This window comes from Mesobacillus selenatarsenatis SF-1 (assembly GCF_000813125.1).
GTDB classification, from domain to species: domain Bacteria; phylum Bacillota; class Bacilli; order Bacillales; family Cytobacillaceae; genus Mesobacillus; species Mesobacillus selenatarsenatis.
On record NZ_BASE01000100.1, the window covers coordinates 1 to 26,885 of the forward strand.

29 protein-coding genes and 1 riboswitch are annotated in these 26,885 nt (G+C 43.3%); of the genes, 15 read left to right on the top strand and 14 right to left on the bottom strand.

The features are described 5' to 3' along the window. Nucleotides 1–214: 214 nt before the first annotated feature. Nucleotides 215–1,120 carry a nuclease-related domain-containing protein gene (locus tag TY49_RS19255; protein ID WP_041967531.1) on the bottom strand — a complete coding sequence of 302 codons (906 nt, stop codon included), beginning with the start codon at nucleotides 1,118–1,120 and terminating at the stop codon, nucleotides 215–217. 116 nt (nucleotides 1,121–1,236) lie between these two features. Beyond that, nucleotides 1,237–1,414: riboswitch (Lysine riboswitch) on the top strand. A 159-nt stretch (nucleotides 1,415–1,573) separates the two neighbouring features. Here TY49_RS19255 and TY49_RS19260 point away from each other — a divergent pair. The 3 genes from TY49_RS19260 to ymaG all read left to right on the top strand — a co-directional run bounded on the left by TY49_RS19260 (nucleotide 1,574) and on the right by ymaG (nucleotide 5,488). After that, a complete protein-coding gene (locus tag TY49_RS19260; RefSeq protein WP_041967532.1) occupies nucleotides 1,574–3,172 on the top strand; it encodes an amidohydrolase in 1,599 nt (532 codons plus the stop codon). Between the two features lie 147 nt (nucleotides 3,173–3,319). After that, complete coding sequence (locus TY49_RS19265) at nucleotides 3,320–5,065, top strand: methyl-accepting chemotaxis protein (RefSeq protein ID WP_232310490.1); 1,746 nt, start codon at nucleotides 3,320–3,322, stop codon at nucleotides 5,063–5,065. A 231-nt stretch (nucleotides 5,066–5,296) separates the two neighbouring features. After that, nucleotides 5,297–5,488: an inner spore coat protein YmaG gene (gene ymaG, locus TY49_RS24355; protein ID WP_084135546.1), complete on the top strand. Its 192-nt coding sequence runs from the start codon at nucleotides 5,297–5,299 to the stop codon at nucleotides 5,486–5,488. Between the two features lie 90 nt (nucleotides 5,489–5,578). Here the strand turns inward: ymaG and TY49_RS19270 are convergent, their stop codons facing one another. From TY49_RS19270 to TY49_RS19305, 8 genes are all read right to left on the bottom strand, one after another. Next, entirely contained in the window at nucleotides 5,579–5,887 is a 309-nt protein-coding gene (locus tag TY49_RS19270; RefSeq protein WP_041967533.1) for a hypothetical protein, read from the bottom strand. Between the two features lie 54 nt (nucleotides 5,888–5,941). Continuing rightward, nucleotides 5,942–6,736 carry an alpha/beta fold hydrolase gene (locus TY49_RS19275; protein ID WP_041967534.1) on the bottom strand — a complete coding sequence of 265 codons (795 nt, stop codon included), beginning with the start codon at nucleotides 6,734–6,736 and terminating at the stop codon, nucleotides 5,942–5,944. 283 nt (nucleotides 6,737–7,019) lie between these two features. Next, entirely contained in the window at nucleotides 7,020–7,835 is an 816-nt protein-coding gene (locus TY49_RS19280) for an alpha/beta hydrolase (protein ID WP_052442237.1), read from the bottom strand. Between the two features lie 18 nt (nucleotides 7,836–7,853). Then, complete coding sequence (locus TY49_RS19285; protein WP_041967535.1) at nucleotides 7,854–9,152, bottom strand: TRAP transporter large permease; 1,299 nt, start codon at nucleotides 9,150–9,152, stop codon at nucleotides 7,854–7,856. 30 nt (nucleotides 9,153–9,182) lie between these two features. After that, nucleotides 9,183–9,743 (bottom strand): TRAP transporter small permease, encoded by a 561-nt coding sequence (locus tag TY49_RS19290; protein ID WP_041967536.1) that lies wholly within the window; start codon nucleotides 9,741–9,743, stop codon nucleotides 9,183–9,185. 21 nt (nucleotides 9,744–9,764) lie between these two features. Beyond that, on the bottom strand, nucleotides 9,765–10,784 hold the full coding sequence (locus TY49_RS19295; RefSeq protein WP_041967537.1) for a TRAP transporter substrate-binding protein: 1,020 nt from the start codon (nucleotides 10,782–10,784) through the stop codon (nucleotides 9,765–9,767). Between the two features lie 180 nt (nucleotides 10,785–10,964). Continuing rightward, a complete protein-coding gene (locus TY49_RS19300; protein WP_052442238.1) occupies nucleotides 10,965–11,675 on the bottom strand; it encodes a cysteine hydrolase family protein in 711 nt (236 codons plus the stop codon). Nucleotides 11,676–11,964: 289 nt separating this feature from the next. After that, nucleotides 11,965–12,321: a Na-translocating system protein MpsC family protein gene (locus TY49_RS19305; RefSeq protein WP_041967538.1), complete on the bottom strand. Its 357-nt coding sequence runs from the start codon at nucleotides 12,319–12,321 to the stop codon at nucleotides 11,965–11,967. A gap of 177 nt (nucleotides 12,322–12,498) precedes the next feature. Between TY49_RS19305 and TY49_RS19310 the strand changes: the two genes are divergently transcribed. Continuing rightward, the gene (locus tag TY49_RS19310; RefSeq protein WP_041967539.1) at nucleotides 12,499–13,281 is read left to right on the top strand and encodes an arylamine N-acetyltransferase family protein; all 783 of its coding nucleotides are present in this window, start codon (nucleotides 12,499–12,501) and stop codon (nucleotides 13,279–13,281) included. 59 nt (nucleotides 13,282–13,340) lie between these two features. Next, a complete protein-coding gene (locus tag TY49_RS19315) occupies nucleotides 13,341–14,150 on the top strand; it encodes an EcsC family protein (RefSeq protein WP_041967540.1) in 810 nt (269 codons plus the stop codon). Nucleotides 14,151–14,212: 62 nt separating this feature from the next. Here the strand turns inward: TY49_RS19315 and TY49_RS19320 are convergent, their stop codons facing one another. Further along, nucleotides 14,213–15,226 (bottom strand): acyltransferase, encoded by a 1,014-nt coding sequence (locus tag TY49_RS19320; protein ID WP_041967541.1) that lies wholly within the window; start codon nucleotides 15,224–15,226, stop codon nucleotides 14,213–14,215. Between the two features lie 113 nt (nucleotides 15,227–15,339). On the opposite strand from TY49_RS19320, the gene TY49_RS25480 reads away from it, so the two are divergent. From TY49_RS25480 to TY49_RS19345, 6 genes are all read left to right on the top strand, one after another. Beyond that, nucleotides 15,340–15,471 (top strand): hypothetical protein, encoded by a 132-nt coding sequence (locus tag TY49_RS25480; protein ID WP_269745774.1) that lies wholly within the window; start codon nucleotides 15,340–15,342, stop codon nucleotides 15,469–15,471. Nucleotides 15,472–15,756: 285 nt separating this feature from the next. Next, on the top strand, nucleotides 15,757–16,803 hold the full coding sequence (locus tag TY49_RS19325) for an ADP-ribosylglycohydrolase family protein (protein ID WP_041967542.1): 1,047 nt from the start codon (nucleotides 15,757–15,759) through the stop codon (nucleotides 16,801–16,803). A gap of 72 nt (nucleotides 16,804–16,875) precedes the next feature. Next, complete coding sequence (locus tag TY49_RS19330) at nucleotides 16,876–17,022, top strand: hypothetical protein (RefSeq protein ID WP_156972736.1); 147 nt, start codon at nucleotides 16,876–16,878, stop codon at nucleotides 17,020–17,022. Continuing rightward, a complete protein-coding gene (locus TY49_RS19335; RefSeq protein ID WP_041967544.1) occupies nucleotides 17,007–17,189 on the top strand; it encodes a hypothetical protein in 183 nt (60 codons plus the stop codon). The genes TY49_RS19330 and TY49_RS19335 overlap by 16 nt, the downstream gene beginning before the upstream one ends. Continuing rightward, nucleotides 17,186–17,425, top strand: a complete 240-nt coding sequence (locus TY49_RS19340; protein ID WP_041967545.1) for a hypothetical protein — start codon at nucleotides 17,186–17,188, stop codon at nucleotides 17,423–17,425. Before TY49_RS19335 ends, TY49_RS19340 begins: the two co-directional genes overlap by 4 nt. Before the next feature lie 228 nt (nucleotides 17,426–17,653). Further along, complete coding sequence (locus tag TY49_RS19345; RefSeq protein ID WP_041967556.1) at nucleotides 17,654–18,295, top strand: 2OG-Fe(II) oxygenase; 642 nt, start codon at nucleotides 17,654–17,656, stop codon at nucleotides 18,293–18,295. A gap of 198 nt (nucleotides 18,296–18,493) precedes the next feature. On the opposite strand, the gene TY49_RS19350 is transcribed toward TY49_RS19345, so the two are convergent. Further along, nucleotides 18,494–18,700 (bottom strand): hypothetical protein, encoded by a 207-nt coding sequence (locus TY49_RS19350; protein WP_041967546.1) that lies wholly within the window; start codon nucleotides 18,698–18,700, stop codon nucleotides 18,494–18,496. A 313-nt stretch (nucleotides 18,701–19,013) separates the two neighbouring features. Here TY49_RS19350 and TY49_RS19355 point away from each other — a divergent pair, with 313 nt between their 5' ends. Together TY49_RS19355 and TY49_RS24800 are read left to right on the top strand one after the other, a co-directional pair. Beyond that, entirely contained in the window at nucleotides 19,014–20,543 is a 1,530-nt protein-coding gene (locus TY49_RS19355; RefSeq protein WP_041967547.1) for an AbgT family transporter, read from the top strand. Nucleotides 20,544–20,667: 124 nt separating this feature from the next. Beyond that, nucleotides 20,668–21,645 carry a bifunctional NUDIX hydrolase family protein/GNAT family N-acetyltransferase gene (locus tag TY49_RS24800; RefSeq protein WP_052442239.1) on the top strand — a complete coding sequence of 326 codons (978 nt, stop codon included), beginning with the start codon at nucleotides 20,668–20,670 and terminating at the stop codon, nucleotides 21,643–21,645. Nucleotides 21,646–21,735: 90 nt separating this feature from the next. Here the strand turns inward: TY49_RS24800 and TY49_RS19365 are convergent, their stop codons facing one another. Then, a complete protein-coding gene (locus TY49_RS19365; protein ID WP_041967548.1) occupies nucleotides 21,736–22,692 on the bottom strand; it encodes a calcium/sodium antiporter in 957 nt (318 codons plus the stop codon). Nucleotides 22,693–22,848: 156 nt separating this feature from the next. Then, nucleotides 22,849–24,342, bottom strand: coding sequence for a peptide MFS transporter (locus tag TY49_RS19370; protein WP_041967549.1), 1,494 nt, complete (start codon nucleotides 24,340–24,342; stop codon nucleotides 22,849–22,851). Between the two features lie 321 nt (nucleotides 24,343–24,663). On the opposite strand from TY49_RS19370, the gene TY49_RS19375 reads away from it, so the two are divergent. Further along, complete coding sequence (locus TY49_RS19375) at nucleotides 24,664–25,122, top strand: DUF305 domain-containing protein (protein WP_041967550.1); 459 nt, start codon at nucleotides 24,664–24,666, stop codon at nucleotides 25,120–25,122. Nucleotides 25,123–25,235: 113 nt separating this feature from the next. Further along, the gene (locus TY49_RS19380) at nucleotides 25,236–26,099 is read left to right on the top strand and encodes a P-loop NTPase family protein (RefSeq protein WP_041967551.1); all 864 of its coding nucleotides are present in this window, start codon (nucleotides 25,236–25,238) and stop codon (nucleotides 26,097–26,099) included. 118 nt (nucleotides 26,100–26,217) lie between these two features. Here the strand turns inward: TY49_RS19380 and TY49_RS19385 are convergent, their stop codons facing one another. Beyond that, entirely contained in the window at nucleotides 26,218–26,526 is a 309-nt protein-coding gene (locus TY49_RS19385; RefSeq protein WP_041967552.1) for a hypothetical protein, read from the bottom strand. Nucleotides 26,527–26,885: the final 359 nt, after the last annotated feature.

Below are 26,885 nucleotides of genomic sequence, written 5' to 3' on the forward strand. Positions count from 1 at the left end.
AACATTAAGAAGAAAAAAGTGCCCGGTTAAGGGAAGCAAAGAGAAAACGGGTAACATAAAAAAGAAAAAGTGCCCGGTTAAGGGGAGCAAAGAGAAAACGGGGAACATAAAGAAGAAAAAAGTGCCCGGTTATGGGAAGCAAGAGAAAAACAGGGAACATAGATTAGCCAAGTGAAGAAAAACCCTTTCTTGGCTAATCTATGTGCTGAATTTATTACTCGTAATAAGTAGATTTACTATCGCAGCTGATGAAAAGTTTGTTTTTTAAAACCCTTCTAATAGATTTCTTTGGCAGATCACCATTGGTCCAATCATAAATGGGTGTTGTTGCTATTTTTTGATCAGGAAAAAGTAATTGGAAACTTTCTAACGACTGTAAAACAAGTGAATCAATCGATTCCTTTGTGTCGCAATGACCGCATACAACCCTCTTTTGTCCGAAACTCTCCAAAAACTCCCCGCAGTCTCCACAAATAACCCCTTTTCTCAACATACCAAAATCATAGCTTGGTGTTCTTGAATATGGTGATTTCTTAATATGCAATGACAATAGGGCTTCCGCCAGCTTGGTATGCTTGCTCGTTAATTTTGATGAAGTTCTGTTCATTTTATCCATAAAGCGGTTGAGTTGGTTTGGCAAGATAATGGGTGATTTCAATGGTGCTTGCAGAAGGGCGAATTCAGGGTTGATGAAGACGAGGTGAGTTTCGAGAGGGATGTAGAAGCCCAAGTTCTTCAGCAGTTGTTTTAATAGTGTTTCTGCTCGATTTAGTTGATGGAGGGGATTTTTGATTTCGTTCCCTGCGACTGTTTTAAATTTGTCTCCATCCAGATAATAGTCACCTTCTAGATTTTTTACTTCAAAAAGGTGGAGTCTGTCCTGTGTAATCACGAAGGAATCAATCTGAAAAAGGGTGCCATTCACTTCAAGGAGCAGGTCGTTGATAATGAGGCATTCGGCTCTATAGTTCGTAAACCAATGATCGAATTGCACTTCTCCTTCATAGCCTTTCTCCAGTGTGAATAGATTCGTCAAATCTCTCTCTTCCAGCTCCATCCGGGGCTTCAATGCTTCCAATATTACTAATTCTTCTGGTTTGGTTCTTTCTTTTAATATCATATTCCACTTCCTTTCTTCTTTCATTTTAAAAAAGTAATCGCTGAAAATCAGTGAACATTTTACGAATTATGATAAATCTGATACTATTAAGCTAATTTCATATGATCTTATCAGATCGGTGAGGTAGAGGAGCGAATAACAAGAGTAGTCCATCGGAGATAGACAATCGTTGATGGTGGCTGAAAGGGTTGTTTGCCGAAGTGTAATCAGGGTCAAACTGGTTATTGCTGGGATGCTTTCTGAACAAGGAGCAGACTGTCATGCGGGGTTTGTGCATGGAGAACTACTGATCGAAATGGCGGATAACGTATATTGTAAAAAGCAATGATAGGTTATTTTCTGTCATTGCTTTTTTACATGCCAGAGCTTACCTGCTATCCCCTTCTATCAACTCCAAACAAACGCACTCCCCATGCATTCACAATTTTTATCTATCCAAAGGGGAGAATCTTCGTGAGAACCATCTACAAAAATGGAACCATCTATACATTCAATTCACGCAATCCAATTGTACAAGCAGTGGTCATCGAAAATGGCCGTTTTATCGATATGGGAACTTCAGCGGATATGGTGCTGCAATGGGGGGGCCAGGCGCAAATCATAGATTTGGAAGGGGAAACAGCATCGCCTGGCCTCATCGACAGCCATCTTCACCTATCGATCATGGCGGATAGTTTCATCAACCTTGATTTTGTCGAAATCACGACCAAACATGAAATGCTGGCAAAAATCCAGGCAAAAGTCAGCCAGCTTGAGCCTGGTGAATGGATTGTCGGCAGCAGCTGGGATGAGAATCTTTTTACCGACGGAGGAATCCCGACGATTGCGGAGCTGGATTATGTGGCTCCAGCCAATCCGATATTTTTAACGAGGACGTGCCTGCACGCGACGTTAGTCAACAGCAAGGCGCTGGAAGTGAGCGGCTATCATCCATCAATCTCAGTTCCGGAGGGCGGCACAATCGTCATCGATGATATCACGAAGCAGCCGACCGGTTTATTTTTAGAGTCAGCGGCGAATCTGGTCAGGCAGTACATTCCTGAGCGATCTTACGACGACTGGAAAAAAGCGATGCGCCAGACGATGCATTTTGCGATGAGCAAAGGGCTGACGAGTGTGCACACGAATGATCCGCTCTATCTCGGCGGGCTTGAAAAAACATGGGATCTATTCAATGAGCTTTTAAATGGAGAGCAGCTCGGCTTGCGAAGCAATCTATTGATTAACCATGAGTTTTTACCAAACCTAAAAGAAGCGGGAATGTACACTGGCTACGGGAACGATACGCTGCAAATCGGTGCGGTGAAAATTTTTGCCGATGGAGCATTTGGGCGGAGAACAGCGCTGTTGTCAGAACCATATAGCGATGCGCCAGGTCATTTCGGCGATGCGATGTATGATCAGGAGCATTTATACGAAATCGTGAAAGGTGCACGGGAACTGGATATGCCGATTGCCGTCCACACGATTGGCGACCAGGCTCTGGAAAATGTTCTCGACGTGCTGGACCAGTTCCCGGCAGTGTCTTATCGAGACCGCCTGATTCATGCCCAGGTTTTACGGGAAGAACTGATTCCCCGCCTGAAAGCCCCGAGCAGAATCGCTGATATCCAACCGCGCTTTATCGCGAGTGATTTCCCCTGGGTACAGGAGCGTCTAGGCGCAGAACGAATCAAGCTTTCTTACGCATGGAAAACCTTGATGGAAGCAGGAGTCATATGTGCCGGAGGCTCTGATTCTCCGGTTGAACCAGTCGATCCGATTTTGGGAATCCATGCGGCAGTAACAAGGAAAAAGCCGGGTGAAACTCACGCTGGCTACGTGCCGGAGCAGAAGCTGTCGATTGTCGATGCTTTCCGACTCTTCACCGAACTAGGAGCTTATCCAACAAACGAAGAAACGGTGAAAGGCACAATTGCACGAGGAAAATTAGCAGATCTGACCGTTTATTCCAAAAATCCATTTGAAATGACAGATGCAGATGAACTTTTATCGATGGAAATTAAAATGACGATTATTGGCGGAGAAATCAAATATCGCAAGCTCACTTAGTAATATGGAGACGGTTCTTAACTTCCATTCGGAAGAAAGAACCGTCCTTTTTATTTTTATGGCTAAAGTCCTAAAATTTTCTGAATTTAAACCGAAATAGAAGGTAAGAGTGGTAATTTAATCTATTGCTGGACAGGAGAGCGGAAAATGAAATTCAAGAAGAAATTCGCAAAACCACAGAAAAGATTCGCAAAACCACAGATGAAATTTAGTGTTCGTGCAAAACTATTGACCGGCTTTTTCTCGGTTTTAACTTTGCTGGCACTCGTGGCAATCATCACGAACTTTCAGTTTAACAAGATGAACAGCCAGTATTCTACATCCATTGATGACCGGATGGAAAAGCTGAATCTGATCGTTGAGATGAAGGATGCCATCATGAGGGAGCAATTGGCACTTCAAAAGTATATGGCCAATGGTGATGGTGAAAGCCTGATCGAATTTGAGGGTGCAGTAGAAGATTTTAAAAAAAGCTCTGAGAAATATTTAAGCTCAGAAGAATCAGCTGAGGGGAAAAAGGTAGGAGAAAACCTTGTTGCAGTTGAGGCTCAATATTATGAGGTGGCTTCAGAAGCTTTTCTTTTAATAAGAGATGAACAAATGGTCAAGGTCAGGTTATTGATGCAGGAAAAAGGAAACCCGCTTATCTTCAGCCTGAATTCTGCGGCTGAGGACGCGATTGAGTACCAGCAAGATGCTTTGGAATCAACGGGTGAAACGTTATCTGGTGATGTAAAGAAAGTAGCCTTGCTCATCATTGTGCTCAGTGCAGCGGCTTTTGTGATGGGAATCGTCATTGCGCTGCAAATAAGCCGAATGATTTCCAAGCCGGTTCAACTGGTATCACAGGCAGCAAAGCAAGTGGCGCAAGGAAATCTGGCTGTTGAAAAATTGAATGTGAAGAATAAAGATGAAATCGGCGAGTTGGCCGCGGCTTTTAACGAGATGACGACCAATTTAAGGGAACTTATTTTCAAGGTAAGCAATACATCGGAGCAGGTTGCGGCATCGGCTGAAGAAATGATGGCAAGTGCGGAACAGACCAACTCTGCTACAAACCAGGTAGCAACAGCTATCCAGGAGGTTGCTGGCGGTGCCGAGGTCCAGAGCAAAAATACAGAAGAAAGTGCGAAGGTGGTAGGCGAGATGTCAGGCGGTATCCAGCGGGTCGCTGAAACGACTTCTACCGTTGCTGAGTCTGCGGCTGAAACGGCAAAACAAGCACAGGTCGGCCAGGAATCTCTGGAAAAAGTAATTGAAAAAATGAAGTCAATCAATGATACGACCAGCGAAACTAATGGGGTTATCAAAGACCTGGATCGGAAATCAGCGGAAATCGGCAAAATCATCGAAGTCATCACTGGCATTGCTGACCAGACGAATTTGCTGGCGCTGAACGCGGCCATCGAAGCGGCAAGAGCCGGGGAGCATGGCAAAGGATTTGCGGTTGTCGCTGATGAAGTCAGGAAGCTGGCTGAGTTATCGAGACAATCTGCGAGCCAGATTTCAGGCTTGATCGAGGTTATTCAAAAAGAAACTCATCAGGTTGTAGAAATGATGAATAAAGGAACGGTTGAGATATCTGAAGGGTCGTCATTAGTTGAGGAGACAGGTCGTACCTTTGAAGAGATTCTAAAATCGATCGAAAATGTCAGCGAGGAAATCCAGGAGGTATCCGCGATATCTGAGGAAATGTCGGCAAGTGTCCAGCAGGTAAATGCCTCAATCGAAGAGGTGACCAAAATCGCCCGCGATTCAGTAGCAAGCACTGCAGAAATCGCATCCGCAACGGAGGAACAGCTGGCATCAATGGAAGAGGTGTCCTCATCATCAGCTTCACTAGCAAGTCTGGCGGAGAACCTGAGAGAGATGGTCGCGAAGTTTAAAATTTAAATTAGGGAGAAGCATGAGGACGAAGAGTTCTTATGCTTTTTTTATGGCGTATTGGCGACCAGAAAATCAAGCTTTTGGAAAAAGAGATCACCAATAAGGTGTATTGGAGCACTTACCAAAGCAGTCTCCAACAGCCTTCATCCCTTATACAGGTGCATTCGCCCAAGCCAAAGCCGTGATAAACGCATATAAAGTTAGTGAATACAAAAAGAGAAGAGGGAGGTAAGCCGTATGCATGCATACAGACATCCTTATCGTTCGCAGGATCAGAGGTTTATCGGCTGGGGCTTTGGATTGCCGTTTTTAGGTGGTTTGGCTGGTGGATTATTGGGCGGAGCGTTATTTTATCCGCGACCTTTCTATCCTCCATACCCGCCAGTTTACCCGTGCTGCCCGCCGCCTAGATATCCGTTTTATTATTAATTCGTCAACAAACTAAGGGAATGAGCTGCTTAGCTCATTCCCTATTTTTAACTTTTTAAAAGTATAGACTTTTTGCACTTAGATTAGTGTCTAGCTCCAGCGCCTAGCCCCTCGAGTCGCATGTCTAGCTACGGCTCCTAACTCCTCGAGACGCTTCGTCCTGCCAATGAAGTCAAAGATCGACTTCACTGTCAGGCCCTCCAGCGCTTGTAGGAGTTGGGCAGTCGCCTCCGCTTTTCGAATTTGTCTAGTGTCGCCTCCTAGAAACTCCGAAACTTCAACTCCGCCGACAGAAGCAAAGAGCGCTTCTTTGTCGGAGTCTCCAGTTTCTGCGTTTCTGGACAGTCGGCTACACTTTTCGATTTCGGTCCGTCCAATGAAGTCAAAGTGCGACTTCACCGGTCGGCCCTCCAGAGCTTGTCGGGGCTGAGCAAGGCACTTACGCTTTTCTGTCTAACTAATATTGGCTTGTTTGATTTCATGCTTATCCATGAATTCGAGTGACAGCTCGTTGAATTCTTCTGCTTTTTCAATATTGCAGACATGGCCGCAATGCTCTAGAATCACCAGTTCGGAGCTTCCATCCCCGCGAAGGTCTTCTGCTACTTCCCTGACAAACATATGGTCCTCAGCACCAGAGATATAAAGCTTTGGGACATCTGCGCTTTTTTCCTGCACATTGCTATAGGTAGTTTCGACATCTCCGGCAAGAGGATACCACGCGAGGAAATTTTTTCGTTTCATCTTATAGGCTTCCTGGATGAAAAATCTTCTTGAGCCTTTATGGTTTCCACGAGGCATCAGAATCCAGGCAAGTATGCGGTACAGCCACATGAATGGAATGAAGTTCCTTATTAACCAGGCGAGTTTGATCAGTGATTTTCCAAAAAGATTTAATCTGGTGATCGCCCCTCCAAGGACTGCTGACCTCACTCGTCCGGGTTCCGTCTGCAGCAGATGATGGACGATGATCGTTCCCAGCGAAACGCCGACAAAATGGGCCTTGCGGATCGAGAGGTGGTCCATTATCTTGAGAATCTCACTGATAATCAAATCAAAAGAAAACCTGCTCTTATAGGAATCTATGTCAGGTGATTTCCCATGGCCAGGCATGTTAATCGCGACTATATTATATTTTTTCAGGAATGGTTTTAGCTGCTTGTAAAAAATATTCGAGTTCCCGCCAATTCCGTGCAGCAGAACAATATACTCCGAGCCGCGGCCCTTATACAATCTGTAATCTAGCATCCGATTCTCCTTAGGCGTACTTGTTGTGATAATAATGATACCCTTGATGCTGATGTTAGTAAACTAAAAGACGATACGAAAAAAATGGCAGGAAGAAGTCTGATGGAGGATTGATAGTAATTGATTCCTAAAAGCTTGGTAATGAGTTCTTAAAAACGGGCGAAACTCATTATGGCAGGGAAGTATAAAGAAGAGTTGTATAACGTAAAAAGGTCACTCATAACAGAATGAGTGACCCTGAATCTATTCTTAGTAGAAGTAACTTACAGCAGGTTCAGAACAATTATAATGTCCTCCCTAGATATTCTACTACTCTAGTAGATACTTCTGTATTTGGTTTATCTACTAATCTTCCACCTGGAATTCCCGGGAATATAGTGAACCAGAAATGTCCCTTATCAGGTATGACTAGTTTTTCTACAGGTATTCCAGTACCGGTTAATTGGGTGAAGAAGTCTCTGGATTGTTTTGCTGGTACGATGGTGTCTTGTTCACCCCAGATCATCAGGCAGTTTAAATCCTTGAGCGACTGGAGTTTGGATAGTTGGGAAGCTGGGGAAGCAGCTTCATATAAATCTGGCTCTTCTGTGGGGCTTTTTCCAAAGAGGTTTCCAACGGGATCATCGTCCCTCGTCATCTTGGTATATTTCCACCACGCGGCAACATCGTATACACCATATACACTAACTATTGATTTGATTTTAGGTTTATCCAAAGCTAGCATAAACGCTAGCTGGGCTCCGCAAGAATCTCCGATTACTCCAATTCTGTCTGCATCGATATTATATTCATTAGCTTTTCTGACAAGCCACTCATAGGCATCGCGAACATCGTCCAACACTCCAGGCCAAGTGGGATTGTTTTTGGAGGACAAGCGATAATCTATAGACATTGTTGCATAACCATTCTCGGCAAGGAAGGGTCCCCAATCCTGATACATTTCTTTTGAGCCAGCTTGCCATGCACCGCCATGGATTAGGATTAAAGCAGGGAAGGCTTCAGAAATTTCTTTGACAGGCAAGTAAACATCTGCCTGCATATTTTTACCTTCTAATACTTTAAAGGTCTGGTCCTTTTCAACCCGAATATTAGTAATCACGGCAATTCCTCCTCTACACTACATTCGATTTGGCAAATATAGGGAAATTTCAGGGAAAAGTATGATGAGAATCAACCCGATTAATAGGGGGATAATGAAAATCAACGCACCTTTGATGATTTCCCCTAAACTAACGTCCGGGACAACAGATTTTAAAACGAATAAGTTAAATCCTACCGGCGGTGATATCGCGGCAATCTCGATATTGATGGTAACCATGATCCCAAACCAGACTGGATCATAGCCCAGTGCTGTGACAGTAGGGAAGAACAGCGGAATAACAATGACCAGGATACTCATCGGATCTAAAAACATCCCAAGTACGAGTAACAGGAGATTAATAAGTAGAATAATCACCCATCCAGGAATATCTAGTCCTAAAAGAGAAGAAGCCATGCTTTGCGGAATTCCGAGACGGTTTAAAACAAAAGCGCTGAATACTCCGCCAATGACTAAAAAGAGAAACATTCCCGTTGTTTTTACTGTGTTGCTTAGAATCTGGAGGATATTCTTTCTGCCTAAATACCCCATTGCCCCCACAATGACAAGTGCGGTTGAGGCTCCAATTGCGGCTGATTCTGTGGGTGTTGTAAAACCGGTATAAATCGAACCCATGACGAAAATGACAAGGATTATGATGGGGAGCACTGACTTAAGTGAAATAAACCGTTCACTCCACTTGACCTTAATTTTTGTGACGGGAACCATTTCCGGTTTTACCAGAGCGATGATCAAGAAAGTGAGGCATAGGAGGACTGCAATCATGGCCCCGGGCAAAAATCCGGCAATAAAAAGTTTCCCGATCGAGGTTTCGGTAATGACTCCATAAAGAATCAAGGCCACACTAGGAGGAATTAGGATGCCTAGCGTGCCCCCGGCTGCCGTTGCACCAATCGCGAGTCGCTGGGAATACCCTTGCTTGATCATCTCCGGTACAGCGATTTTACCGATGGCTGCTGCGGTAACAGGGCTTGACCCACATATGGCGGCAAATCCTGTACTGGTCAGGACGGTTCCCATTCCAAGTGCACCAGGGAAACGTCCCAGCCATAGTTGGGTCGTTCGGAATACCTGTGCGCCAATCGGAGAGGAGGAAATAACCTCCGTCATCAAAACGAACATCGGCACGACCATCAGGACGAAGCTCGTCGAGTTGGAAAAAGTAATGCTCGATAACTGCGCAAGGGCGTTAGGGGAGATGAATAAAATCGTACCCAATACTCCAATCATTCCCATCGCTACAGCTACGGATATGCCAGTTGTCAAGAATAGCATCAGTGCGGCGATGAAGGCGAAAAACAGCAAAAATGATTCCATTAAGATTCACTCCTATTCAAACTAGCAAGATCACTGGTTGATGACACGTTTTGGGGGAATGGCTTCCTTCTGGACCTGTCTTAGCGGTGCTTCGCGGAAAAAAACGACGGCCAGACAGAACATAGCGGTGACAATGAATTGCAATGCTCCTACCGGGGCGACCATATACACATATTTCATCGGAAGCTCAATGGCGACAGGGAAGATGCGATTATCTTCAAATACCTTCAGCGTTGTTTCCGTCACTTGCCAGAACAAGATCACACCATAGATGGCGGTGATCATCAACGCGACCAACTTTAAGTACCACTGTGTTCTTAAAGAGAATTTGGCTAAAAAAATGTCTGTCGACACATGCTGCCCGCTTTGTAAAGCGGGAGCAAGTGCCAGGAAGAAGATATAGACAAGCGAGAACCGAGCGAGATCCAGCGCCCATAATGATGGTGAATCAAAGAAGTTGCGCATAATCACATCATAGGTAATGATCAGGACCATCGCTAAAATAAACATTCCGGCTGCAAACGTAAATACATGGTTAATCTTCGTGATTGCTTTTTCTGTTTTGGCTAAAAATGCGGGTTCCTGAGGCATGAAACAAGACCTCCCAACGATTTATTCATGTTTGTCGATGACTTCGAGAATGGCTTTGGCTTTTGCTGATTCCTTGGAAATTTGTTCATTCACTGGCTGTATCACCTTGAGCAATTCCTCGCGTTCAGGATCCGTCAGATGGTAAAATTCAGCACCCTTTTCAGCCATACTCTTTAAGGCTTCTTCTTCACGCTTTTTTAACATGCTGTAGGAAGATTGCCCAACCTCGCCAGAAATTTTCTTGATGGTCTTTTGATCTTTCTCAGAGATTTTGCTCCAAACATCCGGATTCACAACGTATTGGATGGTATTGATGGAAAGTCCTAATGCTGTCATTTTTGGAGTTACTTCATGTAAGTTTTGAGAGTTGGTTAAGCCGACTGTCTGGAAGGTAGATTGAACGGTTCCATTTTGCAGTGCAAGGTAAAGTTCACTTGGGTCCATCGTGATCGGCATGGCACCGAGTAATTTAGCCTGTTCGCCTTGCCATCTTCCAGCTGTTCTCATGCTGAGGTTTTTGTATTGCCCTAAATCTGTGATGAAGTCTTCTTTGTGCAGGACCAGTGTTTCAGTCGCACCCGGAGCCCACATCAGGATTTCGACTTTATGATCGGAGAAGAGGGATTCTAGTTCAGGAGTGACATCTTTATAGATATTCTTATACTGATCTTCAGAACTGAAAGTGCCGATGGTTTCTAAAAGGCCCATTTCGGATATTTGCCCGGATATTGCTCCGGCAGAGAGGATGCCTGCTTCTACTGAGCCATCACGAACAGCATCGAGAGTCTCGAATAAGGAGACCAACGAGGCAGAATAGTAAGGTTTGAATTTGACCCTTCCATCTGTCTCTTCTTCAATGGCTTCGGACCATTCTTTGAAAATATCATTAAATGGATCATTCTCAGTATGGAAAATAGAGATGTCAATGGTCAGAGCTTCTTCTGCAGCACCGCTCCCTGCAGAAGAACCGCAGCCTCCAAGAATTAAAGTTAAAGCAATCAGTACATAGAATCCAGCCAGCTTCTTCTTTATTGATTTCATGTTCTTCCCCCCGTAAAAATTGGTATATTAAGAAGTTTGAAACTTAGATGTTCATTTTTCTTACTTACCAGGAAATTATAAAATAATTTTAATGCGGATAAATACGGGTTTTCTTAATCCAGCTCCATCGCCTAGCCCCTCTAGTCGCTTCGATCCGCCCAATGAAGTCAAAGGACGACTTCACTGGTCGGCCCTCCAGCGCTTGTCGGGGCTGAACGAGGCGCTTGCGTTTTTTGTTACTATATCCATGCTCAGTTTCTGGGATTGGCCATTGAATAATTTCAGCATTTGCTCGACAGAAATGACAGCGCCAAAGGTTTCATTCACTAGCTTTAAGCTTGCATCATGACTTTCCTTTGTTAACCCGCCGACAGCTTCCTTTGCTACGAGAACATCATAATCCCGCTGGTAGGCATCGCGGATGGTCGTTTCTACACAATGTGTGGTCGCAACACCGCAAACAAGAAGGGTATCAATGCCTTTCATACGCAGCAAAGTGTCAAGCCTTGTATCGTAAAAGGCGCTGAAGCGGTGCTTGGTCACCATTTCAGCTGGTTCGTCTGTAAACGCTTTCAACTCATCGACTACTTCCGCATCCCAGGTTCCTTTTAAAGCAGGAGGTCCTGCCGACCAGCGATGTGTGTGGGGAGTAAGCCGGTGGGTCTTACGCGTCAGGTCATCGGGATAATGATTCTGAATGGTCCAAATATCGAGAATACCTGTCGAGCGGCAAGCCATCAGCAATTGTTTTACCTTTGGGATGGTTGCATTCATAGCTTCGACATCGTAGCCTGCACGGCCAATACTGCCAGCCTTATGACAATAACTATTTTGCATATCGATGATGAGCAGCGCTGTTTTCTCAGGTTGCAATTCAAAGTTTACATCCATTATTCTCTCCTCCTTAAAAAAATGAGCAGACAAGGTCACCTCCTTAAAGAATGGTATGAACAAGCCTCAAAGAAAAAAGAGCAAACCAAAATTTACCCAGAATCCACGCCAAACGACGGGATAAAAGATAAACTTTGGTTTGCTCTTGACTGTTCTTCAAGACCCACCCATTGTTTAGAAATAAACGACCGTAGTTCTTCACTACAGCTTAGTTTATTTATAATTTAGAATTTTTAGTTAATTAACAATATATATGACTCTTTCGTTAAAATCAATACTTTTCTAACATTTAAGTGATGTTTTCTTCAAAAACAAGTACCCCGACGGCAGCATCTTCTTCTAGTTTCCAGGCTTCATAGTGTTCAATGATTTTCTTGCCGACGATTTTTTCAAAGGCCGTGATTCTTTCCTGGCCGGCTCCTTTAATATATAGACGCCGGGCTTCCAAGGCAACAGGCAGCCCATTACTCGACTTTAGGATATTGCGTTCCATAGGAGTCAGGATCCCTTTCATAAAAAAAACAAGTACATTATCGGTAATTTTGATTTTAGTCTCACGAGGGCCTCTTCCCAAATTCTCTTTGATATAGTAGCTTAAAAAGTTCGAGAATTCCTTCTCGACCGCATTCTTTGACATTACACTCATCTGGCAATCCCACCTTAAATAAAATATAGTAAATGGATAACGGTATAATGATCATGCTGGTTGTTTATATAGAGAATAATATTATAATTAACTTACTATTATGAATATTATTGATTATACCAAAAGAAGAGCAAGATTGGGACTAAATTCACTGTATGTTCGGGAGGATGTATTTTAATGGAATTGAATCATTTATTTCGAAAAAGAATCGGTTTCTTCGAGATTGAGAAAATCACGGTTGCCAGCCTGGGCGTCCTGCTAGAGATGACGGCTGCAACGCTTCCTTTTGAGAATCTGTGCACCCTGTCAGGAGACCTCAGTGATTTGAATGAAGAAAGACTGATTGATAAGATCCTCCTTAAAAACGAAGGCGGTCTATGCTATGACTTGAACGGCATCCTCTATTTATTTTTAAAAGAGAATGGGCTTGATGTCCAGTTGGTTCGCGGGTCAGTGTATGTCCCGGATTTCAACGGCTTTAGTCCAACGGGCAGGACGCATGCTGCGATTTTATTGAAGGCAGAGGGTGAAAGATTTCTGGTGGATACAGGCTTTGGAGGGAATCTGCCGTTAAGGCCAGTTCCAATGGATGGGACAGAGATTAGTTCTCCTAATGGGGATTTCCGTGTTAAACAACATGATAGTGAGTTTGGAGATTATATTTTAGAGATGAAGTTGAAATATAAGGATTCTGATTGGAGAATGGGATACGCCTTCGATTCAAGGGAGCCGGTTGGGAATGTCAGTGATTTATCTGAAATGAAGAAAATCATAACGGAACATCCGCAGTCTCCATTTAATAAGAAGCCATTGCTGACAAGAGTGACGGCAACCGGAAGCATGGTATTAACGGAAACTAGTTTTACACAGTGGACGGAAGATGGTGTTAAGAAAGAGGATATAGACTCGGAACGCTTCAAGGGACTGGCAAAAGAATTCTATAACATTGAACTAAAATGAAACCTTCCTATGATGTTAACCGTTAATATAGTATCAAAACTGACAGGTGGATGAAGCAGATGGATTCACGGGACTACTTATTGAATGAACTGAAGGAAATTGAAAAATGGGAGAAGGACCAGAAGGGGCTTTGGTTTTGGGAGCGCCTGACCCGTCTGCCATTCAAGATGCTTGACCGGTTCACGCCAAAGTTCATTCAAGAGAAGGTTGGAATCCTGCTTGATGAGCTGGGAAGCTACATTCAAACAGGAGGTCAATATTTAACAAGCGAAAAATCGGTGTTTCAATTTTTCGAGAAGAAGACTGGCAGGAGAGTCAGCCAGCTTACAGACATGGAGCTCGTTCCTGTTGAAGAAATGAAGCAGGCATCACGTGCACTTGGAGAGCAGCGAAAGAAGGCGGCAACAATCCAGGGCGCAAGTACAGGAATCGGCGGGATTTTTACGCTGGCAATTGATATTCCTGCTGTGCTGGCTCTCTCGCTAAAAACAATCCAGGATATTGCGATTATCCATGGGTACGATCCAAGAGATAAAAAGGAACGTGTATTCATCATTAAGTGCCTGCAGTTTTCTTCAGCGGATGTTGTAGGAAAACAGGCCATATTGAATGAATTGAGCGATTTTAACAATGAAAGTAAATCAAGGGGAGTCATCTCGCAGCTGCAAGGTTGGCGTGAAGTGACGCTGACCTACACAGAATCATTTGGCTGGAAAAAACTGCTTCAGATGGTCCCAGTGGCAGGAATTGTGTTCGGTGCCTTCGCCAACCGGTCGATGGTGAGCGACCTTGCCGAAACCGCGACGATGTTATATCAGAAGAGGCGGATTTTGGAGAGGCTAGAGAGGGACTTGGGTGAGGAAAAATAAGGACTTCAGGTTTCCCAGGGGGGATTATTATTACATAAAGCAGAGCCTGATTCGTGATGGAATTAGGCTCTGTTTACTAACTTATACTTTGCAGACTTTATAAGCTTATATGAGGTATACGACAAAACAAAAACAAGAAGCGCATCCACTAAGTTCATCAGCAAGTAGTGGGTGCCTGGCTCCAGACCGATTGTTTCAAACAAAATATCAATCATATCAATAAAGAATACATGAATGGCATATATTCCGAGAGAGTTACCTCCTATTTTAGTGATCAACAATCCCTTTCCGAGATGGGGATTGCTTAGTGCGTATAGGAATAGAAATAAGGTAAGAAAGATCGTCGTAAAAAAGTATTCTCCATGTTTGGAATCTAAACTCTTCAGCCAATAACCTTCTGAAACCTGGAGGAGGGCAAAAAAACAAAACAAGTAAAAATATATCTTTCCGCTAAATCTTTGCCAGGATTGAATAGTAGCAAGCCAGAATCCCAGTACTGTATAGAACAGGCTGATATAGAGAGCGGCCCGGGTTGTGCTCACTGGCAGCTCTTCAAATATGGAATATGACTGTCCAAATAGACCTAATAGGTTTAAGCAAAAAGAGATCATCAAAAGCAGCCTCACTTTTTTCAACCTGTAAAAGAGATATAAAATTGCTATGCTCCATACAAGCGAAATAACGAACCATAGCTGATAACCGCTTGTTCCCTGACCGTAATAAAAAAGATTAAGAGCAGTCATATTATCTATATACTTTGCTAGTTCAGCTTTTCTGTTTTCATGGGCCACTATAATTCTTAATACATCATAAACAACATAGAAAATGAGCCAGCTAACATATATTTTAAGGATTTTTGTTGCATATTTTTTGAAGTAAGAGAAGGAATCGGGATTACTGTTTACTTTAAGACTGAACAAATAACCAGAAGCGGCAAAGAAAAATGGAACTGCAAACCTTGAAAGGTTATCAAGAACGAAATAGCCCAGCTTGTCATTGCTGGGGAATGTATGAATGATGACGACTGCCAGGATGGCAAAAAATTTGATAAAGTCGATTGCGTAGTTGCGCTCCATGATTAGCCTCGGATGAAAGGATTTGTACTCCTAGTCTTTCCACTATATTCAGTCTTATGAATATAAGGAGAAGTGACTTGGGATAATAGGGAGCAAAAAGGAGGCAAAATTTGTTGAAGTCTAATAAAAAACAGCAAGACAAGAATCAAAGTGAGCAGAACGTGAAAAACAAAAAGAATGAACGCACTTCTAATCAAACAGATGGCTTCCGCTACGACTATGATGATTCTTCAGACTTGAAATAAAGTAAAGAGGAAAATAACCTTCAAACCGGGGATTTTCCTCTTTTTTTTACAGTAATTCCAATTCCTCTTCTGAAACACTCCGCCAATAAAATAAGAATGAAGTATTCACATATTTTGGTTATGAGGATTTGACGAAACTCTGGATGAGGCAGAGGGTTTAAGATGTTCAGTGCCTGTCATCAAAATGTTTTAAATGGTTAGTTATGAGGTTGTATGACAAATGGGCAGGAGTTGATTAGTGTTTTGGAGAATAGTAACAATAAATTAAATGCCAAAGGAGTCCCTATGTCAAAAAAAGATCTTTTCATGGCGTCCCTGCTTGGCGGGGCGATTGGTGATGCACTTGGGTATACGGTTGAGTTTATGAAGCTTGATGAAATCAAAGCGAAGTTTGGTGAAGACGGAATCACGGACTTGGAATTGAATCCTTATTCCGGAAAAGCGCTTATTTCAGATGATACCCAGATGACGCTGTTCACGGCAGATGGTTTGATTTGGGCTTTTGATAGGATGAGAGAGCGAGGGATTGGCAGCTATGCGGGAAGCGGAATCTATCAATCTTATCTTCGCTGGCTGTATACACAGACGAAGAGTTTGCCTGATGAACATTACGACTGGCTGCTTGACCCTCAGCCTCACGAGGATAAAGGAAGCATTTTAGCGCATAAGGAACTATTCTCAGCAAGAGCTCCTGGAAACACGTGCTTGTCGGCGCTTGGGAGCAATAAAATGGGTACGATGGAGAGGCCGATTAACGATAGCAAGGGCTGCGGCGGTGTCATGCGCGTTGCGCCGGTCGGTTTATTTTTACATAGAAATCCTGAACAGGCATTCAAGGTGGCTGCGGAGGTCGCGGCGATTACACACGGGCATCCGTCGGGTTATTTATCATCCGGAGCGCTTGCTGTAATAATCGCTGAGTTGCTCAATGGTAAAAACATTACCGAGAGTACCAATAGTGCAATGATGATTTTAAAAGAGTATCCGCAGCATGATGAAACATTGAAGGCGCTGGAGAATGCGATTCAACTTGCCAGTAGCGGAGAGAGTCCGGAGATCGCGATATCAAAGCTTGGCCAGGGCTGGGTAGCTGAGGAGGCACTGGCGATTTCCCTGTACTGTGCCTTGAAGGAACCTGATTTCAAGAAGGCTCTGATCCTAGCTGTTAATCATGACGGAGACAGTGATTCAACAGGTGCGATTTGTGGGAATATTCTCGGTGCAAGCTATGGTCTCGAAGTTGTACCTGAACAGTGGGCCAATCAAGTCGAGCTCAAAGAATTGATTGCCGAAGTAGGCAGTAGATTATATGATAGATATATGAAAATGTAGGTCAAAGAGAGAATCCTGATGAAGCTGGGATTCTCTTTGTTTTTGAACGTGGATGAGACAGGAGAGCATATAATGGATCGGGAAAAATTCGTAAAGAACGTTTTCAGCCAAATGATCAGTATGCTGTTGGCTTCTTTTATATTTATGGTGGTTACACAGTTCATACAGTGGTTTGCGGGAGACGAGGGAGGGGAGGCTGTCACATGGCTGACTCGATAGAAAAGGCGATGAGGAATGCAAAAGCTTCATTGGAGTTGTCAGGATTTAAAGTTGAAGAGAAGCATACAGAACTAGTCAGGAAAGCTCTTGAGAAAGAAATAACAAATGAGGAATTCCTGATAGAAGCTAAGCGATTGGCACAGCAAAAGGATGGGGATTTGAAATGATGATGCAACCGCCAGGATCGGATTTACTTGAGCAATATTTGGACTCGATTCAGAGGCTTATTTTAACAGTAGATGATCCTGAGCTTAAACAGGAGCTATCAGACGTCTCCGACGCACTAGAGAGTGGCTCGATCACTCTTGGTACAGCGTTGTTCTGGGAACACAATGAAGCAAGGAAAATCTTGCGGAAGGCTTTTTCGGATGCCGACTTCCTCATAATACGCTTGGAAAAGTAAAGAGAGTATCTGCTCTCTTTTTTTATTTGGATATAAAAAAAGATAGTAAAACACGCATCCACGTTGTAAAATAAATTGAAAATTGAATAGAGTTTGAGATTCGGTTTTGTCATCCATTTTGAATTACAGGAGGAAACAAGGGAACATAAAGAATGAATGATGCTTTCGTTTATATATCAATCTAATTTTTGGGAAAATTTATTATTAAGAGGTTGATGAAAGTTGAGAATGGATGCTGTTGATTTAACTGTAAAAGAACCTACGATTTTTAATCATATCGGGAACAAAATCAAAACCGAGGACCGTGAAATTAATATTATCGCTAGAATGGAAGAACCATTAATCGTCATTTTGGGAAATGTACTAAGTGATGAAGAGTGCGATGAACTTATGAAGCTGTCAAAGGATAAGTTGCAGCGCTCGAAAATCGGGAATACCCGCGAAGTTGATCAGCTCAGGACAAGCAGCAGTACGTTTATCGAAGATGCCGAAAACGAGATTGTTGCACGGGTTGAAAAGAGAATCTCGCAAATTATGAACATTCCAGATGAGCATGGAGAAGGACTGCAAATTTTAAATTATAAAATTGGCCAGGAGTATAAAGCGCACTTTGACTTTTTCACGTCAAATGTAAGCAACCCGAGAATCAGTACACTCGTCATGTACCTGAATGATGTCGAGCAGGGAGGAGAAACTTATTTCCCTAAGCTCAATTTCTCGGTGTCCCCACAAAAAGGCAGTGCCGTTTATTTTGAATATTTCTATGACAATCAAGACTTGAACGACTTGACCTTGCATGGCGGAGCGCCAGTTGTCATCGGTGACAAATGGGCCGCAACGCAATGGATGAGACGGAAAAGAGTGAAATAGACGCTGAAGGAGCATGGTGAACATGCTTCTTTTTTTGTTGTATAGGAAAATATAAAATCATTTTTTGTGTGGATAACTACATGTGGGTGTCTTAATCTAGCTCCAGCGCCTAGCCCCTCGAGACGCCTGTCTAGCTGCGGCTCCTAACTCCTCGAGACGTTTCGGTCCTGCCAATGAAGTCAAAGAGCGACTTCACTGTCAGGCCCTCCAACGCTTGTCGGAGTTGGGCAGTCGCCTCCGCTTTTCGAATTGTCTAGTGTCGCCTCCTAGAAACTCCGAAACTTCAACTCCGCCGGCAGAAGCAAAAAGCGGTTCTTTGTCGGAGTCTCCAGTTTCTGCGTTTCTGGACAGTCGGCTATACATTTCGATTTCGGTCCTGCCAATGAAGTCAAAGAACGACTTCACTGGCAGGCCCTCTAAGGCACAGGACGTGCAAACCCGCCAGCCACACGATGTGGCGTTTTAGGCGGGCAGCGCTTGTCGGGGCTGAACGATGCGCTTGCGCTTTTTGTTCTAACCTTTTACTCTACTAAAATGGTTCAATGTCTTTCTAGTCCCTAGTATTTCGCTACTCTACAGCTTCTGAATCTTACCAACAATTTTACTATTCCGTCTTATGGATTTGCTCTTTATATTACCGTAGACACCATCTATAATGTTAAAAGTCTTATGCAATTATTTGTCTGAATTTTTATATTAATTTAAAGGAGGTCCTCTCTTGGAAACGACAAATAAAAAAGGTTTTATTTTGCGTTCACTTGATGTGATTGAGCGTGTGGGAAATAAATTGCCTCATCCGGTCACGCTGTTTGCAATTTTCTCCGTGATGGTCGTCTTGCTATCTGCCGTGTTCTCGGCGATGGGTGTAAAAGTTGCAGACCCTATGAACGAAGGGGAATTTTTAACAGTTAAGAACTTGTTAAGCAAGGAAGGGATCGCCTATCTATTTGAAAGTGCTGTCACCAACTTCACTGGATTTGCTCCGCTGGGAACAGTCCTTGTAACAATGCTGGGAATCGGAATTGCGGAACGTACTGGATTGATCAGTGCGGCATTGCGCGGTCTAGTTACTTCCGTTCCTAAGCAATTATTGACTGCTGCCCTAGTATTCGGAGGCGTTATGTCCAGCATGGCAGCTGACGCTGGTTATGTTGTCTTAACACCACTTGGAGCGGTTTTGTTCGCAGGTCTTGGAAGACATCCGCTTGCTGGTTTGGCTGCAGCCTTTGCTGGTGTATCCGGCGGATTCAGTGCGAACCTGCTTCTAACTTCATTGGACCCGCTTTTGGGCGGACTGACGAAGGATGCTGCGGCTATTTTTGACCCGGCTTATGCTGAGAACATCAACTATGCGATGAACTATTATTTCATGATTGTTTCTGTATTCTTGATTACAATTGTCGGAACATTGGTAACAGATAAAATCGTTGAACCTCGTCTTGGCACATTCAAAGGCGATGTAAAAGAAGAGGTTGAATATTTATCTGCTGTCGAGAAAAAAGGTCTTTGGGGTGCTTTGATTTCGATCATCATTACATCAATCGGAATTGCATTGCTTGTTATTCCTGAATGGGGACCACTTCGCGGCGGGGAAGAGAACATCATCAATGCTCCATTCTTCCACTCACTAGTCCCGATTATCCTGATCCTTTTCTTCGTACCAGGCTTTGTCTATGGCCGAATTACGAAATCAATCAAGGATGACAAGGATGTAGCTGATCAGCTATCTGACACTATGGCCACGATGGGTTCATACATCGTGCTTGCGTTCGTTGCCGCTCAATTCGTTGCCTACTTCAAGGAATCGAACCTTGGACTGGTACTGGCTGTAAACGGTGCAGAACTGCTAGAAAGCACAGGCTTCAAAGGAATTCCGTTAATCCTGGCGTTCATCGTCATTTCTGGATTCATCAACCTGTTCATCGGCAGTGCTTCTGCTAAGTGGGCAATCATGGCGCCGGTATTCGTACCTATCATGATGCAAATCGGTTACACACCGGAGTTCACTCAGCTTGTTTATCGTATCGCTGACTCAACAACGAACATCATTTCACCATTAATGCCTTACTTCGCAATCGTCATCGCGTTTGCGCAAAAGTACGACAAGAAGGTTGGTATCGGTACACTGATCGCGACCATGCTTCCGTACTCAATCGCTCTGACAATCGCATGGGTAGCAATGTTGATCATCTGGATGCTGTTAGGTATCGACATCGGTCCTGGTTCATCCATTTATATGCCTAAATAATTTCTAAAGAATCCAAGCTGCGTTGCTTGGGTTCTTTTTTTGTCGGAAAAATTGGTATAAATTCACAAAATTCACTATTTTGGCTGTATAATAATAGAACAAATTTATAAGGGAGGTGACTTCCATGGAATTATGGAATGTTTACGATCAATACAGGCATTTGACTGACCGCATACATAAAAGAGGAGAAGAAATGAAGGCGGGGGATTACCATCTTGTTGTCCATGTTTGGATTATCAATGATGATGGCCAGTTTCTGATCCAGAAAAGGCAGCCGTGGAAGATCGGTTTTCCGGACATGTGGGACTGTTCTGCTGCGGGTTCTGCGGTTATGGGCGATAACAGTGAGCAAGCAGCCATCCGGGAGGCAAAAGAAGAGCTTGGGATCGACCTCGATATTGAAAAAGGCGAACGATTATTCACTGTAAAATTCTCGCAAGGCTTCGATGATATCTGGCTAGTCAGGCAAAATGTCGCACTTGAGGATTTGCATCTTCAGGAAGAGGAAGTCGCCGATGCAAAATGGGCAAATGAAGAGGAAATAAGGGAAATGGCAGAGACAGGTGAGTTCATCCCGTTTAACTATTTTGACTTAATATTTGAAATGGCCAATTCCAGTATCGCTCTCAAAAAAGCTTCAGTGGATGATGCTGACGAACTTTTAGCTCTGCAAAAAGAAGTATTCATGCCTTTATATAAAAAATACAATGATCATGAAACAAGCCCGGTAACCCAGACGATGGAGAGGTTCTCCGCAAGGTTCGAACGTGGAGATTTTTTTAAAATTCTCTTTGAAGGTGTACTCGCAGGAACCGTCCATGTATATGAAAAATCGCCTGGATTGATGAGACTGCATATCATCAACATCCTGGAAGAATACCATAATAATGGCATTGCCCAGGAAGTCATGAAAATGTTGGAGCTCATGTATCCAGAAGCGGATGCATGGGAACTTGATACCATTCTGACCGAGGAGCGCAACTGCTATTTGTATGAAAAGATGGGGTATAAACGAACCGGAGAAGTTAAAGAGATCAACAAAGACCTGACGTTAATACGCTATCGGAAAGACTCAAACTTATCTAAAATAGAGAGTCTGTAAGATTACATACACAATTGCGAGCATGCGTTAGCTGACAATCAGATTCATGGAAAAAGGCCTGCTAATCCAGCCAGGCCCTTTTCAAATCCCTTAATTCCGCAAAATAATATATACCAAGTATACAATGTAAACTGCTGCAAGTATGGCCCCTTCTACTTTAGAGATTTTGAATTTTGACCTTGAAAAAATCAGGAGTACTGCCGTTAAAATGATCATTATGGCAATATCAGTGAAGATTTTATCATTTACAGCGAGTGGCGATATCGTAGCTGAAGCGCCTAGAACGAAAAGGATGTTAAAGATATTGCTTCCGACAATATTGCCGAGTGCGATTTCGCTTTTCTTTTTCAGAGCCGCAGTGATGGATGTGATCAATTCAGGCAGTGAGGTTCCGACAGCCACAATCGTCAAACCAACCAGTGTCTCGCTCATCCCCAGGGATAGGGCGATGGTTGTTGCATGGTCAACTACCAGGTCTCCGCCGAAAATAATCGCAGCCAGACCGGCAATTGTAATGAAGATATTCTTTCCCCAAGTTCCTTTGCCTGTAGTTGTAGGCACATCCGATACCGGTTCACGGTTGTTCAAGGCAACCTCGATGATGTAATACAGAAAAATCATAAAGAAGAGAAGCAGGATGAGTCCTTCGCTTCTGCCAATTAAATTGGTACCAGCCATTTGAAGCGCTACATCACTGGCTACGACCGCAAGCGCAACACTTGCCAGCAAAGTAAATGGAATTTCCTTTCGAATTGTCGTCGTTTCAACTGCAAGTGGATTGATCATAGCAGTGATGCCGACAACCAAGGTGATATTGAAAATATTGCTCCCAACAACATTCCCAAGAGAAACATCACTGTTGCCTTCCATTGCCGCAATCATACTTACCGTGGCCTCAGGTGAGCTTGTTCCAAAGGCTACAATCGTCAAACCGACCAATAAAGGCGGAACCCGGAGCATCGTGGCAATCGTAGAAGCTCCCTCCACGAAATAATCCGCCCCTTTAATAAGTAAAGCAAAACCTACTGCCAAAAGAATATATGTCAAAATCGACTCCCCTCTCATAAGCTTCTTGTATAAAAGATACCCTAAAAATGTTTCATTTAAAAATCTTTATCGGTGGACGGCTTTTTTCATGTCTGCACTCGTTATAAAAAAGACGGCCCTCCATTTTTGGAGAAGCCGCCTTTTGCGTTCAACCTATTATTTAATACCCTTCATAAAGCCTTGGATCTTAGGTGACATGATGAAGAGGATAATACCCAACACGATGGAAGCTCCACCGATTGTACCGAAGTAAGCCATTTCTGTTTCCACAGAGTAGAACTTAACGATCTGGGCGTTGATTGCCTGTGCTGCAGCACTTGCAAGGAACCAAAGGCTCATTGTTTGTGCAGAGAAAGCAGCAGGTGCAAGCTTAGTAGTTGCTGATAGACCAACAGGTGAGATTAGCAATTCACCGAATACAACAATCAGATAGCTAAGCACAAGCCATAAGGGGCTAACTAGTGCATCTGAACCTGTGAAGTATCCAGGAATCAGGATGACAAGGAATGAAAGACCAGCGAACATCAATGAGAATGAGAATTTCTTAGGAATTGATGGCTGTCGGTCACCTAGCTTCACCCAGAAACCTGCGAAAATCGGCGCAAAGATGATGATGAATAATGGGTTCAGCGATTGGAACCATGCTGGAGAGATCGAAATCCCAGCGAATTCTAATTGTGTACGCTTGTCCGCATAGTTCGCAAGGATGGTTGAACCTTGCTCCTGAATTGCCCAGAACATGACCGCTGCCAGGAATAAAGGAATATAGGCAAGAACGCGTGAACGTTCAACTTCCGTTGTTTTAGGGCTGCGGTACATGATGATAAAGTAAGCAGTCGGAATTAAGATACCTAGGATTGTTACCAGGTTAATAAAGCTTTCGAATGTTAAAAGTCCAGCAGGAATTAAAATAGCACTTAAAATACCGATTGCGACAACCGCAATAGCGAAGATTGTGAATGTTTTTTTCTTTTCAGCTGGTGATAGCGGGTTTGGAACAGCTGTACCAGCAAGACCGAGATTCTTTTTCTTTGTAAAAATAAAAACAAGCAGTCCAACGAACATACCAATTGCAGCAATTGCGAAGCCGTAATGGAAGTTATAAGCCTCAGATACTGATCCAACGATTAGTGGCGCAAGGAATGCACCTGCGTTGATACCCATGTAGAAGATTGTAAAACCAGCGTCACGACGTGTGTCATTTTCACTGTACATTTCACCTACGACAGTAGAAACGTTTGGTTTCAATAGACCTGTACCGATTACAATCAGAATCATTGAAACAAAGAACATGGCCACGCTGCCTGGAATCGCAAGCGCGATATGACCTAACATGATCAGGATTCCACCGTAGAATACAGCTTTTGAAGTACCGAAGATTCGGTCAGCCAGCCATCCGCCGATGACCCCTGACATATAAACGAGCGAGCCATAGATAGACATGATGGATAGTGCTAATGTTTCATCAAGCCCCAAGCCGCCCTTTGATACTTCGTAATACATGTAGAATACAAGGATCGCTCTCATTCCATAGTAAGAGAAACGTTCCCAGAACTCTGTGAAGAAAAGTGTGAAGAGTCCCTTAGGATGTCCGAAGAATCCTGTTTGAGGAACACTATCCACAATTTTCTGCCTATTAAGCTTTGACATGATTACCCCTCCCTATTTTCTATTCTAGAATACTTTTAGAAGTGTGAATTGTCAAAAACAATATCAGGGAGTAATCATTTAAAACATTGATATATCAGGGTTTTTGAAGTCGCGAACTCTAAAAGTAAATCTATTAAAAATTATTTAATTAGTACGAATATCTTAAAAAATCAGTAAAATTAGTAAAAATATACCATGGTTAACGAATGTTAATTTACCCCCTGTTATATAATTTCAAACCAGCAATTGGACGAATATTTATTAGCCAGCAGGGTATTGTTAGAGTAATAGCATTTAACCTGTTATTAAGGAGGGAAAACGATGAAAAATAATTACGGCAGATTCGGTTTGATGGTGTTGACATCCACACTCATCATGTTTGGTCTGATGTATTTGAATACGTATAGTATCGATCATGTATTCTTCAGTGAAACAAGACTTTACATGGCTCTGATCATGGGCGGTGTGATGGCAATTGTAATGCTCTCTTTTATGCTTAAAATGTATACAAATAAAAAAGTCAATATAGGTATTTATGCCGGAAGTGCTTTATTGATCGCGGTTTCGTTATTCCTGGTTCGAAGCCAGACAACCGTTGATGACACATCATGGATGAAAGCGATGATCCCGCACCACTCTATCGCGATCCTGACAAGTGAGCGTGCAGAGATTGAGGATCCTCGTGTGCGGAAACTGGCAGATGAAATCATTAAGGCACAAAGAAAAGAAATCAGTGAAATGAAGACACTGATCAAGGATCTTGAAGAGAAGGAAAAATAATATCCGAAGAGAGCTTAATCGATCTGATTAGGCTCTCTTTTTTTGTGGCAAAAAGGATTTATACCCGTGACTGGAGAATTATCGTGAGGAAGAGAATAGTAGGAGTGCATAAAATGAAGTCGAAATTGATTTTAGTTGAGGGCCTTCCAGGCTCAGGAAAATCGACAACCGCGAGAATGATCCATGACATCCTTATAGAGAAGGGGTTGAATGCAGGGCTTTATATGGAAGGTAACTTGGATCATCCAGCCGATTATGAGGGTGTTGCTTATTTTACAGAAGAAGATTTTGAAAATCTTCTTATAGAGAGCGGCAGTCTCAGCAAGACTTTTCAGGATTGGGTAACCGTAAAGGGGGGGCGTCGTATGCTCCCATATATGAAAATTAAAAGTGAATTAGGTAGTGGTTTTCCAGACGAATTGTTTGCAGCTATTTCTAAAAAAGATGTATATGAACTTCCACTGAAAGAGAATATAGCAGTCATTGTGGAAAGTTGGGCAGAGTTTGCCAGGAAGGCAGAAAGTGAAAATAAGGTCTATGTATTCGAGTGCTGCTTCATTCAAAATCCAGTTACCGTCGGTATGGTCAAATACGGAGCACCAGATGAAGTGAGCATAGAATATGTCCAAAAAATTGGAGGTGCTGTGAAATTACTGGATCCGCTGCTTGTCTATGTAAAACAGGAAGACATCGAGATATCATTCCGCAAGGCAGTAGCTGAAAGACCGGAAGATTGGTTCAAAGGATTCATTCAATATTATACGTCTCAAGGCTACGGGGCTAAAAAAGAACTGAGCGGATTAGAAGGTACGATTGAAGTGCTTAAGGCCAGGCAGCAACTTGAATACAAGATACTAGAACAACTGACTATGCCGGTATCAATCCTGGATAATACGCAGTTTAACTTGGAATGTCATAGGAACAGTTTGAGGAAAGTAATCATGGGAGAGAATACGATTGAGGGAAATATGCGGTAAAGAGAGCTCGATCCACTGATTGAGCTCTTTTTCTAATGTGTATTGTGGGCAAAATTATCGTAAGCCGAATTTTCTCGTGCAATCAAACACACATTGCTCATATCTTGGGTCGTTACTACTATACGTTGAAAAGCAATTGCTGAGGCATTGCTGATACGAGCCGTGGGTATTGAACTGCCCGTGAGGCCCCGGTCCGGCTGGGGACCTGACCAGGGACCATAAGGTGTTGGCCCAAAGGATGGTCCATGGTGCTGAGGATGCGGACCAGGCCAGGTGTGACCATGCGGCTGTCCCCATTGTCCCGGTTGCCCGCCCCAGGGTTGTCCAGAAGACCCGCCCCAAGGCTGCCCGATGGTCCAACTCCCGGTCCGAGCCCTCCAGGTCCCACCCACTCTCCTCCGCCTCCTGTAAAAGGATTAAATGTCATATCCCATACACTCCATTCTAAAAGGTTTTTATTAGCCAATTCACGATCAAGGTGATGGTGCCTTTAAGAAGACGATTCAGCAAAGAGAGTATGACGCACGGAAAATCCAGAATATGAGAAAACGGTCTCTAAATACCGTATCGATGCCTGTAAAACCTAAATTGCGTAAAAATAGGTAACCAATGACTGATTGGCACCAATCATATCCACATAAACTGGTAACCAATAAAACAAGCATAACAAAAGAGGGATTTTAATATTTTTAGGAAAAGGGAATGAGGAGGAAAACGGGGCCCATAAAAGGGAAAAATGTGCCCGGTTGAGGAGAGAGGGAGGGAAACGGGGCCCATAAAAGGGAA